Annotated in this window: 13 protein-coding genes; all 13 read left to right on the forward strand. The window is 64.9% G+C overall.

From position 1 onward, the window contains the following. The first annotated feature begins 9 nt into the window (after window positions 1-9). The gene (locus P5703_RS12495; protein WP_285587155.1) at window positions 10-2,220 is read left to right on the forward strand and encodes a polysaccharide biosynthesis tyrosine autokinase; all 2,211 of its coding nucleotides are present in this window, start codon (window positions 10-12) and stop codon (window positions 2,218-2,220) included. A 22-nt stretch (window positions 2,221-2,242) separates the two neighbouring features. Further along, window positions 2,243-2,986 (forward strand): WbqC family protein, encoded by a 744-nt coding sequence (locus P5703_RS12500; RefSeq protein ID WP_151320755.1) that lies wholly within the window; start codon window positions 2,243-2,245, stop codon window positions 2,984-2,986. A gap of 51 nt (window positions 2,987-3,037) precedes the next feature. Continuing rightward, on the forward strand, window positions 3,038-3,547 hold the full coding sequence (gene rfaH / locus P5703_RS12505) for a transcription/translation regulatory transformer protein RfaH (RefSeq protein WP_068507173.1): 510 nt from the start codon (window positions 3,038-3,040) through the stop codon (window positions 3,545-3,547). A 54-nt stretch (window positions 3,548-3,601) separates the two neighbouring features. Next, window positions 3,602-4,912 carry a glycosyltransferase family 4 protein gene (locus P5703_RS12510; RefSeq protein ID WP_285587166.1) on the forward strand — a complete coding sequence of 437 codons (1,311 nt, stop codon included), beginning with the start codon at window positions 3,602-3,604 and terminating at the stop codon, window positions 4,910-4,912. After that, entirely contained in the window at window positions 4,806-6,104 is a 1,299-nt protein-coding gene (locus P5703_RS12515) for a hypothetical protein (protein ID WP_242100078.1), read from the forward strand. Before P5703_RS12510 ends, P5703_RS12515 begins: the two co-directional genes overlap by 107 nt. Window positions 6,105-6,129: 25 nt before the next feature. Further along, a complete protein-coding gene (locus P5703_RS12520; RefSeq protein ID WP_185750330.1) occupies window positions 6,130-7,437 on the forward strand; it encodes a hypothetical protein in 1,308 nt (435 codons plus the stop codon). 178 nt (window positions 7,438-7,615) lie between these two features. After that, window positions 7,616-8,722: a glycosyltransferase family 4 protein gene (locus P5703_RS12525; protein WP_013982499.1), complete on the forward strand. Its 1,107-nt coding sequence runs from the start codon at window positions 7,616-7,618 to the stop codon at window positions 8,720-8,722. 55 nt (window positions 8,723-8,777) lie between these two features. Further along, window positions 8,778-9,824, forward strand: coding sequence for an acyltransferase (locus tag P5703_RS12530; protein ID WP_181121358.1), 1,047 nt, complete (start codon window positions 8,778-8,780; stop codon window positions 9,822-9,824). A 59-nt stretch (window positions 9,825-9,883) separates the two neighbouring features. Continuing rightward, window positions 9,884-11,086, forward strand: a complete 1,203-nt coding sequence (locus P5703_RS12535) for a glycosyltransferase family 4 protein (protein WP_285587182.1) — start codon at window positions 9,884-9,886, stop codon at window positions 11,084-11,086. Window positions 11,087-11,131: 45 nt separating this feature from the next. Further along, window positions 11,132-11,473, forward strand: coding sequence for a hypothetical protein (locus P5703_RS12540; RefSeq protein ID WP_279647697.1), 342 nt, complete (start codon window positions 11,132-11,134; stop codon window positions 11,471-11,473). A gap of 40 nt (window positions 11,474-11,513) precedes the next feature. Further along, on the forward strand, window positions 11,514-11,708 hold the full coding sequence (locus P5703_RS12545; RefSeq protein WP_285587188.1) for a hypothetical protein: 195 nt from the start codon (window positions 11,514-11,516) through the stop codon (window positions 11,706-11,708). 11 nt (window positions 11,709-11,719) lie between these two features. After that, a complete protein-coding gene (locus P5703_RS12550; protein ID WP_285587190.1) occupies window positions 11,720-12,793 on the forward strand; it encodes a glycosyltransferase in 1,074 nt (357 codons plus the stop codon). Between the two features lie 22 nt (window positions 12,794-12,815). Continuing rightward, window positions 12,816-13,886: an acyltransferase family protein gene (locus tag P5703_RS12555; protein WP_181121353.1), complete on the forward strand. Its 1,071-nt coding sequence runs from the start codon at window positions 12,816-12,818 to the stop codon at window positions 13,884-13,886. Window positions 13,887-13,898 lie beyond the last annotated feature (12 nt).

Here is a 13,898-nt window from a genome sequence, read left to right on the forward strand (position 1 = left end):
GGACTCCCAATGACTGCCCTGACCCGCTCTTCACTGGAATACGATGCGGACAATCGCATCGACCTGGCCGGCATCATGCGCACGGCCTACGACCACAAGGCGTTGATCATCGCCATCACCGGGTTGTTCACCGTGCTCGGCGTGCTCTACGCCCTCATCGCCACGCCGATCTACCAGGCCACCGCGATGATCCAGATCGAGCCGAAGAAGGCCGCCATTACCGGCATACCGGAAATATCCCCCCGCCCGGACTCGGTTTCCCAGGCGGTCACCGAAATTTCCCTGCTGAAATCCCGCGCAGTGCTCGGCAAGGCCGTCGAGGAACTCAAGCTCTACATCGTCGCCAAGCCGCGGCAGTTTCCGCTGATCGGCGGCTACATGGCCCGTCAGCATGACCCGGCAACCGACGGCGCGCTGGCCAAGCCCCTGTTCGGGCTGACCGCCTTTGCCTGGGGCGGCGAGAAGCTCGACGTCTTCCAGCTCGACGTACCCGAGGCCTATCTGGGCATGGACCTCACCCTGGTAGCCGGCACGGCCGGTAACTACAGCCTGTATGACGACGAGGAGCAGCTGATCCTCCGCGGCCAGGTCAACCAGGCCGTGGAAACCCAGGGCTTCAAGGTGCAGATCGCCGAACTCGAGGCTCGTCCGGGCACCGAGTTCAGGCTGGTCAGAAATCGCCCGCAGACGACTGCGCTGGACTACCAGGATCGCCTGAAAGTCGGCGAGGCCGGCAAGGACTCGGGGATCATCTACATGTCGCTGGAAGATCCCGACCCGCAGCTGGCCAGCCGCGTGCTGGACGAAATCAGCCGTCTGTACGTCAGCCAGAACATCCAACGCAGCTCCGCCGAGGCGGCCCAGCGCCTGGACTTCCTGCGCTCTCAACTACCTCAGGTACGCAAGGAGCTGGAGAAGGCCGAAGCCGCGCTGAATGCCTACCAGACCAGCTCCAAGTCGGTGGATATCAGCATCGAGACCAAGGGCGTGCTGGACCAGATCGTCGCGCTGGAAACGCAGATATCCGAACTGTCGCTCAAGCGCGTGGAGTACGACCGCCTCTATACCCGCGAGCACCCGACCTATCGCACGCTGATCACCCAGATGAACGAGCTGCAGGCGCAAAAGGCACAGCTGCTGAAGAAGGTCGACGCCCTCCCCATGACGCAGCAGGAGTTGCTACGCCTCCAACGTGACATGGAAGTCACGACCCAGACCTACACGCTGCTGATGAACCAGGCACAGGAGCAAGACATCCTGCGCGCCGGCACCATCGGCAACGTGCGCATCATCGACAACGCCTACTCGATGACCGAGAAGCCATCCAAGCCGGTTCGGCCGCTGGTGGTGGCGCTGGCCATTTTCGTCGGGCTGCTGGTATCGGCCGCCGTGATCCTGCTGCGCCAGGCCTTCTACCGCGGCGTTGAAAGCCCGGACGTGATCGAGAAGCTCGGTGTACCGGTCTATGCCGGCCTGCCATACAGCCCGTCGCAGGAACAACTGAACCGCCGCCGCAAGGCACGCGACGGCAAGACTCGCCTGCTCAGCCTGACCGAGCCGACCGACCTGGCCGTCGAATCACTGCGCAGCCTGCGCACCAGCCTCAAGTTCGCCATGCTCGAAGCACGCAACAAGGTGCTGATGATCACCAGCCCGACGCCTGCGGTGGGCAAGTCGTTCGTCTCCAGCAACCTCGCCGCGGTGATCGCGCAGACCGGTCAGCGCGTGCTGCTGATCGACGCGGACATGCGTCGCGGCTACCTGCACACGCTGTTCGGCATGGCGCCGCGCAATGGTCTGTCGGACGCCCTGGCCAGTGGCCTGAGCCTGGCGGAGATCACCAACCGCACCGAGGTGAAGAACCTGCACTTCATCTCCGCCGGTTTCTCCGCGCCGAACCCGTCCGAGCTGCTGATGCATGAAAACTTCTCGCGCCTGCTGAAGGAGGCCGAGCGGCTGTACGACTTCATCGTCATCGATACGCCCCCGGTACTGGCCGTCACCGACGCGGTGCTGGTCGCGCAGCAGGCCGGCACCAATCTGCTCGTGGCCCGCTTCGGCCTCAGCACCAGCTCGCAGATCGACGCCTCCAAGCGCCGCCTCGCGCAGAACGGCGTGCTGCTCAAGGGCGTGATCCTCAATGCCGTGAAACGCAAGGCGTCCACGTCGCCCTATGACAGCGGCGCCTACGGTTACTACACCTATACCCAGCAAGCCTGAACGCCAGACAAGGAGGTGCGCCGTGCTCAGAACCGTCTCGATGATGCAGCCCTATCTCTTTCCGTACCTGGGCTATTTCCAGCTGATCGCCCTCAGCGATGTGTTCGTCCTGGGCGATGACCTGCAGTATGTGAAGGGCTCGTGGATGAACCGCAACCGCGTGCTGGTCAACGGCCAGCCCAAGCTGATCACCTTCCCGCTGCGCAAAGGTCACCAGGCCGAGCAGATCAGGGAGCGCTGGCTCTGCGACGACTTCGACCGCGAAGCCGAGGCGCTGATGAAAATGCTCGAGCGCTGCTATGCCAAGGCTCCGCAGCGCGACACCGTGCTGCCGCTGATCCGCAGCATCCTCGCGTATCCGGAGCGCAACCTGGCGCTGTTCACCGAGAACGCCCTGCGCAGGATCTGCGCCTACATGGACATTCGCACACCGATCTACCGCGGCTCCAGCCTGGGCCTGCCGGCGAAGATGGACATGCAGGACCGCGTCATCCAGATCGTGCATCGCATGGACGGTGAGCTATACCTGAACCCGATAGGCGGCATCGAACTGTACTGCCCCGCTCGCTTCCGGGCCGACGGGCTGCTGCTTCGCTTCCTGCGCATGGATGACCTCACCTATCCGCAGTTCAAGCACCCGTTCGTGCCCTCGCTGTCGATCATCGACGTGCTGATGTTCAACAGTCGCGAACAACTCAAGGATCTGCTGCTGCGCTTCAGCGTGTTCGAGGGCCACGAAAAGCGCGCAGCACTGGCGACGGCATGATGGGTACCGGCCATCCGGAACCGAGCAGGTCAATCAGGAAAGGACATCCTCATGACAACGAACAAGACCGCACGCTGGTATCTGATCCAGACCAAGCCGCGCCAGGAGGCCCGCGCCGAGGAGCACCTGCTGCGCCAGCACTTCGAGTGCTATCGCCCGCTCAAGGCGTCGGCGGCGACGCGAAGCGGACAGGGCGCCAAGGCTGGCGAGCCGCTGTTTCCCGGCTACCTGTTCATTCGCCTCGATAGCACCCACGACAACTGGTACCCGATTCGCTCCACCCGCGGCGTGAACCGCGTGGTGTCCTTCGGCGGCCAGCCGACACCCGTGCGTGACGAGCTGATCGAGCAGCTGCGCCAGCGCCTGGCACAGGACGAACGTGCCCCTGCTGCCAACTTCAAGCCCGGCGAAAGGGTACAGGTCAGTGGCGGCAGCTTCAGCGAGATCGAAGCCATCTTCGTCAGCAGCGATGGCGAGGAGCGCTCCGTCATCCTCCTCAACCTGCTGCAGCGGGAACAGAAGGTACGGGTGCCGACCCGCTATCTCCAGTGCCACTCCTGAACCAGGCAAGGCGCGTCGCCCGAAGACCTGACAGGTTCAAACAGCGAGCCAACGATGAAGATCCTATTTCTCAATGCGTTCTACGCACCGCACATCGGCGGAGGTGCGGAAGTCATCCTCCGCCATCTGGCCGAGGGGCTGCAGCGCCGCGGTTGCGAAGTAGCCGTGCTGGCGACCGGCCCGGATGCCGGCCTGAGCATGCAGCTGCAGGACGGGGTACGGGTCTACCGTGCCGGCCTGGCGAATCACTACTGGCACTACACCCAGCAGCGCCCCGGTCGCCTCGCCCGCCTCGGCTGGCACTACCGCGACCGCTACAACGCCGACATGCGCCAGTACGTACGCGAAGTGATCCAGCGCGAGCAGCCCGAGATCGTCGTCAGCAACAACCTAACCGGCTGGTCGGTTTCCGCCTGGGACGAAATCTCCGCCGCGGGTCTGCCGATCGTCCAGGTACTGCACGACCTCTACCTGCTCTGCCCCAAGGACACCATGTTCAACCACGGCAAGAGCTGCCAGCGCCAGTGCGGCCTGTGCTCGGTATTCCGCCTCGGCCATGCCCGCGCCTCGGCGCAGGTGGCGACGGTGATCGGGGTCAGCCGCTTCGTGCTCGAGCGCATCACCGCCCAGGGCTACTTCAGCCGCGCGCGCCAGCACGTGGTGCACAACCGCACGCCCGCCACTACCGGGCAGAACAGCAAGCCCAAGCTGCGCAACAGCCATCCGCTGCGCTTCGGCTACATCGGCACGCTTTCGGAGAACAAGGGCGTGGGCTGGCTGATCGAGCAGTTCCAGCGCTTGGAGATCGATGCCCGGCTGGATATCGCCGGGCGCGGCAAGCTGGACTACGAGAGCAAGCTCAAGGCCATGGCCGACCCGAGCAAGGTCAGCTTCCTCGGCTACTGCGACAGCGACGAGTTCATGCAGAGCATCGACGTACTGGTAGTGCCGTCGCTGTGGGCCGAGCCGTTCGGCCTGGTGGCCGTCGAAGGCTGCGCCAACAACCTGCCGGTGATCGCCAGCAACATGGGCGGCCTGCCGGAGATCATCCGCGACGAGCACAACGGCCTGCTCTGCTCGCCCGACGATCCTGATTCGCTCGGCATCGCCATGCTCTGGCTCTACATCGACGGCGGATTGCGCCAGCGCCTCGCCGGCCAGGCACGAGCCAGCGTGCTGTCGCTGCTGGATATGGAACGCATGCTGGGCCAGTACCAGTCCATCCTGCACGAGACACTTCAGGGAACGAGAATTCACCATGAACCAGAGCCTGCTGATCACTCCACGGCGACGCGACTCGAACCCGTTGGCCTTCGACAAGCCGACATTGTTGACGCTGGTCGTCGCCTCGCTGCTGCTGACTGAAACCTTCTCCGGTGCCCTGCGCTACTACTTCGACATGGCCGGGATCTCCTGGCTGCTGTACCTGCCGAAGGTCGCCTGCCTGGCAGCGCTGAGTCTGGAGCTGCTGCGCTACCGCGGCTGGCCGCTGTTCTGGCTGGTGATGCTGGGGCTGGTGACATCCAGCCAGCTGGCGCTGATGCACGGGGCGGAGCTGCATAACATCGGTTTCAGCCTGTTCATCTACATTCCGCTGCTGTTCGGCCTGATCTGCGGCCGCCATCTGGAGCTGCGGCTCGGGCTGTTGCGGCGAGTCATCGGCTTCTGCCTGATCGCCTCGTTCGTCGGCATCGCCCTCGACCTGACGACCAGCGTGCCTTGGAAGGGCTACAGCTACATGGTCGGCGAGGTGGAACTGAGCGCCAACCGCTCCTGGGCATTCGACGACATCGACCGCATCGGCGGTTTCGCCCGCATGTCCACCGCGCTGTCGGTGATGATCGCGGTCTACAGCCTGTTCATCGCCGCATTCATCCGCTCGCGGCTGCTGCGGCTGCTGCTTTACGTCGCGGCCCTTATCGGCATCGTGCTGACCACCAACAAGTCCACCGCGGCGGCCTATGTACTGACGCTGCTGATGCTGATCTTCACGGCCTATCGCTTCGCCAGCGCCGCAGCCTTCCTCATCGCCGTGCTGGTCGGCCTGATGCTGCCGGCGATCAGTCTGGTGCTGAGCCTGGACCCGAATGCGGCCAACAGCGGCACGCTGCTCGCCTCGTTCGCCGACCGGCTGATCAACAGCTGGCCGAACTTCATCGGCGTCATGCTCCGCGAGGGCTGGGGCTGGTGGGGCGCGGGCTTCGGTGCGGTGGGCAGTGCCGGTCACGCCTATCCGGTGCCAGGCCTGGAACTGCTGGTCATCGCCGATAACACCGCGTTGTACCTGTGGGGGATGCTCGGCGTGTTCGGCGTGTTGCTCTACCTGCTCTGCTTTCCCCTGATGCTGCGCCTGCACGAGCGCGGGCCAAGGCTGCGCGACGCACTGCTGCCGATCGTCTTCTGCCTGTGCCTGGTGGCCTGGGCCACGGACGTACTGGAGGTGACCACCGCCACGCTGTTCCTCGGCCTGGCCATTTCCCACGTGCTGACGCCAGCCCGGGCGTCGGCCCGCGGCCTCGCCCCGCAACGGCTGCCGGAACTGCGACACCTGACCTGAGCATCAACCATCACGGATGATCCACATGACGATTCGCTCTACCCTGCTCCACGCTTTGCTGCTCGGGGGGCTGCTCGGTGCATCCCTTCAGATCGCCGCACAGACCACCGAGGAACCCTTCGTCGTCGGTGTCTGCGCCCACGAGCTGCACCGCGGTGATCCCAGCGGCCGCGCCTACGCCATGATGCGCGATGCCGGCATCACCTCCGTGCGCACCGATGCCCACTGGGCCTATGTCGAGCGCCAGCCGAACCAGCTGAAGATCGAGCCGTCCTGGCACCGCTACCTCAAGGAAACCGCCCGTCACGGCCTGAGCACCCAGTTCATCCTCGGCTATGGCAACCAGCACCACGGCGGCGGCGAGAAACCCCGCACCGAGCCGGTCCGGGCGGCGTTCAACCGCTACGTCAATCACCTCAGCGAGGCTTTCAAGGGTCAGGTGGCCTATTACGAGATCTGGAACGAATGGGACGTGGAGGACCCGCGCGACCCCAGGTTCACCCAGGACTACGCCCGCCTGATCGCCGATGCGGCCGGTATCGTTCGCCAGCGCGACCCCGCCGCCAAGGTGCTGGCCGGCGCGGTGACCACCCAGGGCATCGAGTCGGGATTCGCCCTGCGTCTGCTGGAGAACGGGCTGATGCAATCGGTGGACGGCCTGTCATTGCATCCCTACGTGCATTGCCGCGGCTGGCGACGCAACACCCCGGAAGCCTGGATCGACTGGATGGCCGAGGTGGACAAGGAGCTGACCCGCGCCGCGGGACGGCCCGTGCCGCTCTACCTCACCGAGATGGCCTGGCCCTCGCATCAGGGTGCCTGCGGCATCGACGAGAACCTGCAGGCGGCCTACCTGGCACGGGCGTTCTTCCTCGCCAGGACGTTGCCGAGCATCCGCGGCATGTGGTGGTACGACTTCCGCAACGACGGTACCGACAGGACCGAGCGCGAGCACAACTTCGGCCTGGTCCGCCAGGACTTCACACCGAAGCCGGCCTACCGCGTGCTCACCGCCGTCAGCGATATCGTCGCCAACTACCGCTTCATCGGCCGCGACGAGAACAGCGACGGTGACGTGGTGGCGCTGCGTTTCGCCCGTGGTGAAGACGAACTGCTGGTGGCCTGGAGCGCCGGCAAGCCGCGCAACCTGGAGCTCGAAGCGCTCGACCCGCAACCCGGCCGGGTGGCGTTGATCGATACGGCGCAACCACAGCACGGCCGTGTCACCAGCAACGCCCGCTGGGAATGCACGGGCAGGGGCGGTCGTTGCCGCACAACGCTCAAGCTCGATGGCTTTCCCAAGATCGTCAGCCTGCGCGCCGTGCAGGACTAGCGCCCCGCCGCTTTGCGCGCAACCGGCCGCCGCGCCGGCCCTGCGCTCGGCCGCCGGCCGATAGAACCGGGCCAGGTCCACTGGCCCGCTGCCAATCACAACGCAACGCACCCGCTGCGTCACAGTCATCGCGCGAGCGCTGCCGGCCCGCGCGATCGCCCTTTGCAAGGAGAGCCCCATGATCGTCATCAACGCTCGCTTCCTGACCCAGGAAACCCGCGGCGTGCAACGTTTCGCCGAACAGGTCTGCCTGGAGTTAGGCGCCATGCGCAAGGACCTCACCTTTGTCGCGCCTCAGGACACGCCCGTGCACGGCAGCGCCGAACGCTTGCAGGTACGCCGTATCGGACGCAACCGCGGGCACCTGTGGGAACAACTGGACCTGCCGTTGTGGCTGGCGCGCAATGGTCGGCCGCCGCTGGTATCGCTGTGCAACACCGCCCCGCTGATCTACCGCAACCAGATCGCCACCCACCACGACATCACCTACGTGCGCCATCCGGAAAGCTACTCGCGCACCTTCCGCGGTGCCTACAAGAGCCTGACGCCGCTGCTGCTCAAGCGCATCAAGGCACTGATCACGGTCAGCGACTTTTCCCGCAAGGAAATCGCCCGCTACTACGGCTACCCGAGAGAGAACATCTGTGTGGTACCCAATGCCGTATCGGCGAAGTTCCGCCCACCCGCCGCGGGAAGCCAGCCGCCGGCTGGCAGGCCATATCTGCTGGCCGTGTCGTCGCCCAATGCGCACAAGAACTTCGCTCGCATGGTGGCCGCCTTCCTCAGCCTGGAAGGCTTCGACGAGGTGGAATTGCACATCGTCGGCGACTCCCACTCGGTGTTCTCCGGCAGCGACTACCGGCTGGAAGGCAATCCTCGCGTACGCGTGCTCGGCCGCCTCGACGACGAGCAGCTGGTGCGCGAATACCAAGGCGCCACCGCGTTCGTCTTTCCGTCGCTCTACGAAGGCTTCGGCATACCGCCGCTGGAGGCGCAGGCCTGTGGCTGCCCGGTAATCGCGGCGCGGGCGGCGTCGATTCCCGAAGTGCTCGGCGAAAGCGTCCTGTATTTCGAGCCACTGAACATCGAGGACATCGCCCGCTGCATGCGCCACGTGCTGCAGGACGCCGGCCTGCGCGAAGACCTGCGCACCCTCGGGCTGGCCAACGTCGAGCGCTACTCCTGGAAGCGCTCCGCGCAGACGGTTTCCCAGCTGATCGACGAGACGCTGATGGGCAGAAGCAAGCCGCCGACCTTCATCGCCTGGTCGTCGGACCGCCCCTAGCAGCGCCGAGCCTATGCCCGGCCCGTACATTTCCATCCGTCAAACGAGGCAGACCATGGAACGGTTGGTGCACATCGACGCGCTGCGAGGCGGCGCATCCATCCTTCTGATTGTTCATGTCGTAGCGCTGTCGCTGCTGACAGAGCCCGGTTCCTCGCCGGCCATCGACCTCTGGCTGGTGGCCACGCTGTGGCTGCTGTTCGGCTGCGGCTTTCTGGTACCGGCCGCCTTGCATGCAGGTGGCAATGACGGACGCGGCTTCGCCATCCGGCGCCTGCTGCGCCTGCTGCCGGTGTATCTGCTGGCGGTCCTCCTGACTGCGGTGCTGCTACCAAGCTTGCCGGCCTGGCTGCCCGGCGTGACGAGCCGCTACCCAGGCATGGCATTCGAGGCCGTGAGCGCCTACGGCGCCCTGCCGCCCCTTCTGCTGTTCTACGGGCTGTGCCTGCTGCTGCATGCGCTCGGCCTGCTGCACAGCGTGAGCCTGCGGGCCGGCTGCGCCCTGGTGCTGCTCGCGGCCGCACTGCTGCTGGCCCTGACCCAGCAGCTGATCGACAGGACGCTGCCGGTCACCCTGCCGCTGGTGTTGTCGCTGATGTTCTTCGCCTCGTTGCGCTACGAGGTGCAGCACGAGGCCAGCAGCTACGCCCGCCGGCGCGCCCGTGAATATGCGCGCTACACGCTGCGGGTTTACCTGCTGGTGCTGCCGGTGATTTTCGTTGCCGGCTGGGCGCGGGACGGCTCGGCACAGCAGGCCGCCTGGCCGGGACAGTTGCTCGGCTACGCCGTGGCCGTCGCCCTGTTCCTGCTGTTCACCGGTCGCCTGCGCCTGCGGGCGCCATTGCTCATCTGGTTCGGCAGCCTCAGTTGCTCGCTCTACCTGCTGCTGCCGGCGATGCAGCGCCTGGGCCAGCTGCTGACGCAGACGCTGGGCCTGAACGGTCCGCTGGCGGCCAGTGCCAGCGCGGTATTTGGCCTGGCGCTGGCCATCACATCCGCCCTGCTCTGCCGCCGCCTGCTCGAGCACCCGCTGACGCGCGCCGGCAATCGGCTCACCGGACAGCGCGGCGTACTGCCCCTGGGCCGCCTGCACAGCCGCTGACCAACGCTTTCCGTATCGCGGCCTGGCCGCTCATTCGTTTCGACCAAGGATGTCATCCCATGAAAGTTGCCATCGTTCACGATTGGCTGGTGACCTACGCCGGCGCCGAGCGCGTGCTGGCCGGTTTGTGCGCGGTCTGGCCGGAGGCCGACCTGTTCGCCGTCATCGACTTCCTCTCCGATGAAGACCGCGCCCATCTGGGCGGCAAGCGCGCTACCACGACCTTCATCCAGCAGCTGCCGAAGGCGCGGACGCACTACCAGAAGTATCTGCCGCTGATGCCGCTGGCCATCGAGCAGCTGGACATGTCCTCCTACGACCTGATCATTTCCAGCAGCCACGCGGTGGCCAAGGGCGTACTGACCGGCCCCAACCAGTTGCATATCAGCTATGTGCATTCGCCGATCCGCTATGCCTGGGACCTGCAGCACCAGTACCTGCACGAGGCCAGCCTGGAGCGTGGCATCAAGGCCAAGCTCGCGCGCATGCTGCTGCACTACATGCGCATGTGGGACCAGCGCACGGCCAGCGGCGTCGACGAGTTCATCGCCAACTCGCACTTCATCGGCCGGCGCATCAACAAGAGCTACCGGCGCCAGTCCACGGTGATCTACCCACCGGTAGACACGCGCCAGTTCACGCTCCACGAGGCCAAGGAGGACTTCTACCTGACCGCCTCGCGCATGGTGCCGTACAAGAAGATCCCGCTGATCATCGAGGCCTTCGCGGCGATGCCGGACAAGCGCCTGATCGTCATCGGCACCGGGCCTGAGATGGACAAGGCACGCGAAGTCGCAGGGCCCAACGTGACCTTGCTCGGCTATCAGAGCTTCGAGGTACTGCTGCACCACATGCAGCGCGCCAAGGGCTTCGTCTTCGCCGCCGAGGAAGACTTCGGTATCGCCCCGATCGAGGCTCAGGCCTGCGGCACGCCGGTGATCGCCTACGGCCGCGGCGGGGTGCTGGAAACCGTGCGCGGGCTCGACCAGCCGGAGCCGACCGGCGTGTTTTACCCGGAGCAGACGACCGACTCGATCATTGCCGCCATCGCGGAATTCGAAGCGAATCGCGCACGCATCACCCCTGCCAACTGCCGCAGCAACTCGGAACGTTTCTCCGGCGAGCGCTTCGAGCAGGAAATCCGCGCCTTCGTCGAGGCCCGCGAGCGCGAGGCCCGCTTCGAAGGCCAGGACCTTGGCTCCGCAGCGCAGCCCAGCACCCCGCTCTACCCAGCCGCGGTGGTGCCGATCAAGCAAGCCTGAACAACCTACCCAGCCATTCATGTACGCATTTACGAGGTTTCAAGGATGAACACGGTAAAGCAGTGGATGAGGGCCACCCGCGCCCTCGGTTTCGCACTCGTGCTGGTGGTCGATCCGGCCAGTGCCATGGTGATCGTCGAGTCGCTGAGCGCCGACGCGGGCATACCGGACGTTCTGGGCAGCACCTCGCCGTCCTGCGACAACGCCCGCAGCCCGAGCCCGATCGCCTACAGCGAGTCATCCAACGATTCAGCGCTGCCCTGCGCCACCACCAGCGGCAGCCAGGGCACCAGTCAGTCGCCTGGCCATCCGGGCCATCGCGTCGTCGAGCCAGCCTCCGGCTCGTTCTGGTATGCCCCGACGGACAGCAGACGTTATTCATTTTGATCATCGGCGACGCAGCAGCCGGCCGCCCAGGAGCCAAAGCATGAGCACAGAAGGAACCGCCAGAACCTCGCTGGTTCTGGCCGATGGCTACTCGTACACCGAACTCATTCCCGTGCCGGACAGCCCTTCCGGCTTCATCCGCACCTTCCACGCCTTCTTCAGCCCGCAGGAAGAAACACCCGAGCCCGAGGTGGAGGCGTACCACACGCCGCTTGCCACACCGGAACAGAGCTGAGGACCGTCACCATGCACAACCAGGCTCGCATTCAACCGTGCCGCCAACAGACGCCGGCCGTGGCGGACATGGCCTGCGACATGCCGGTCAAGCGCCAGACGACCATCGTCACGGTCACCTATGGCGATCGCCTCATCTACCTGCGTCGCCTGATCGAACAGGCCTTTGCCTTCGAGCAGATCACCCGCGTGGTGGTGGTCAGCAACGCCTCCCGCGCACCGCTCGAACAGCTCACCAGCCGCTGGCCCGGCCAGGTCCGCATCATCCCGCTGGAGCAGAACACCGGCTCGGCCAACGGCTATGCGGTGGGCCTGCAGGCCGCGCTCGAAGAAGGCGCCGAATACCTGTGGATGATGGATGACGACAACGCGCCCACCGCGTCCGCCGTGCGCCTGTTGCACGAGGAACTGGCGCGGCTGGGCGATGAGGTGGGCTTGCAGAATGCCGCGGTGCTGGGCTTCCGCCCCAGTCAGCAGGAAGACATCGCTCGCGGTGTGCCACAGCGTTTTGCCATTCAGCCGCGCTCCAGCTATTTCGGCTTCCACATAGCACAGCTGCCTTACAAGATCTGGCGCCGTCTGCCATGGGGTAAACCGCAAGGAACGCCACCACGGGCCATGGATCTGCCGTTCGCACCGTACGGCGGCATGCTCGCGCATCGCAGCTTGTATCAGGCCATCGGAGTGCCTTTGCGCGAGCTGATGCTGTATGCCGACGACACCGAGTACACCCGGCGTATCACAGCAAAAGGAGGCCGCCTGCGGTTGGTCACCGGCGCACTGATCGACGAGCTGGAGCTGTCGTGGAACATCAAGGCCCACACTCGCAACATCTACGAGGCCTTCCTGCTAGGCGACTCCGATTTCCGCGCCTACTACACCGCCCGCAACCAAGCCTGGTTCGACACCTATGTCTGGGCAGCGTCGCCCTGGTTGTACCGCCTGAACCGTTTGATCTTTCTCGGCCTACTGCACCATGTCGCGCGCCGCCAGCAGGCGCCGGAACGGCTGCGGCTGATCAAACAGGCCATCCGCGACGGCGAGAGCCGCACGCTTGGGATGAGCCGGACATTCCCGCTGCGTTGACCACACCCACAAGGAGGTTCCAATGTCCGTGCCCACCCCGGCGAACCGAGACAACAATTTCGATTTCCTGCGCTTTTTCGCCGCCGCGATGGTGGTATTCGGCCACAGCTTCTGGCTGTCCGGCCGAGGTGCAAGCGAGCCATTGAGGCTATTCAGCGGCAGCTACGACTCGGCGGACATCGCCGTACACGTGTTCTTCGTGATGAGCGGTTTTCTCATTGCAGCATCCTGGCTGAACAGTCACAGCGTGCTGGAGTTCGCCGCCAAACGAGCGTTGCGCATTTTTCCTGCGCTGATCGTGTCGGTGCTGTTCGCCGTACTGCTGGTCGGCCCACTGGCAACCGAATGGTCGCTGGGTGATTACATAGCGGCACCGGGTACCTGGAACTACCTGGGCAACATGCTGCTGATTACCGAGTTCCGACTGCCAGGAGTGTTCGAGTCCAACCCGTTTGCAAATACGGTCAACGGCTCTCTCTGGACACTGCCCTACGAAGTACTGATGTACGCCACGGTAATGACGCTGGGGCTACTCAAGGTCTTCGGGCGCAGTGCCGCACTGGTTGGTCTGGCACTGATGATGGCCGTGCATTTCCACCTCATACCGGCCTACGAGATGCAAGCCGATCTGCTGCGCAAAGTCACTCGGCTGGGAATGTTCTTCTACGCGGGGGTAGCGTTCTATCTGTACCGCGAACGCATCGTATGGAACTGGAAGCTCGTCGCGCTGCTGGTGTCCGTGAACGTGCTCAGTGCACGCAGCGAATACTGGCAGCTGGTGCACGTGCTGACCCTGCCTTACCTCACGCTATACCTCGCCCAGCTGCGCATACCGCGGCTGGCCGGGTTCGGCAAGGCGGGCGATTTCTCCTACGGCCTGTATATCTTCAGCTTTCCGATCCAGCAGCTGATCATGCACTGGACCGACGGCCAGCTACCGCTGATACCGTTCATGCTCCTGGCCTTCGCCGGCAGCTTTATCGCTGCCGCGTTGTCCTGGCATCTGATCGAATCACCGGCACTGGCGCTCAAACGCTATCTGCCTCGCCGGCGACGCCCCGCTGCGAATGCAGTTGCGGCGGCAAACCGCTGAGAGAAAGTAAGC

The sequence above is a fragment of the Stutzerimonas sp. FeSN7 genome, assembly GCF_030263795.1.
GTDB classification, from domain to species: Bacteria; Pseudomonadota; Gammaproteobacteria; order Pseudomonadales; family Pseudomonadaceae; genus Stutzerimonas; species Stutzerimonas stutzeri.

Coding starts and splice junctions, on each gene's coding strand:
- P5703_RS12495 (WP_285587155.1), top strand. CDS start 10: ATGACTGCCCTGACCCGCTCTTCACTGGAATACGATGCGGACAATCGC.
- rfaH (WP_068507173.1), top strand. CDS start 3,038: ATGACAACGAACAAGACCGCACGCTGGTATCTGATCCAGACCAAGCCG.
- P5703_RS12510 (WP_285587166.1), top strand. CDS start 3,602: ATGAAGATCCTATTTCTCAATGCGTTCTACGCACCGCACATCGGCGGA.
- P5703_RS12515 (WP_242100078.1), top strand. CDS start 4,806: ATGAACCAGAGCCTGCTGATCACTCCACGGCGACGCGACTCGAACCCG.
- P5703_RS12520 (WP_185750330.1), top strand. CDS start 6,130: ATGACGATTCGCTCTACCCTGCTCCACGCTTTGCTGCTCGGGGGGCTG.
- P5703_RS12525 (WP_013982499.1), top strand. CDS start 7,616: ATGATCGTCATCAACGCTCGCTTCCTGACCCAGGAAACCCGCGGCGTG.
- P5703_RS12530 (WP_181121358.1), top strand. CDS start 8,778: ATGGAACGGTTGGTGCACATCGACGCGCTGCGAGGCGGCGCATCCATC.
- P5703_RS12535 (WP_285587182.1), top strand. CDS start 9,884: ATGAAAGTTGCCATCGTTCACGATTGGCTGGTGACCTACGCCGGCGCC.
- P5703_RS12540 (WP_279647697.1), top strand. CDS start 11,132: ATGAACACGGTAAAGCAGTGGATGAGGGCCACCCGCGCCCTCGGTTTC.
- P5703_RS12545 (WP_285587188.1), top strand. CDS start 11,514: ATGAGCACAGAAGGAACCGCCAGAACCTCGCTGGTTCTGGCCGATGGC.
- P5703_RS12550 (WP_285587190.1), top strand. CDS start 11,720: ATGCACAACCAGGCTCGCATTCAACCGTGCCGCCAACAGACGCCGGCC.
- P5703_RS12555 (WP_181121353.1), top strand. CDS start 12,816: ATGTCCGTGCCCACCCCGGCGAACCGAGACAACAATTTCGATTTCCTG.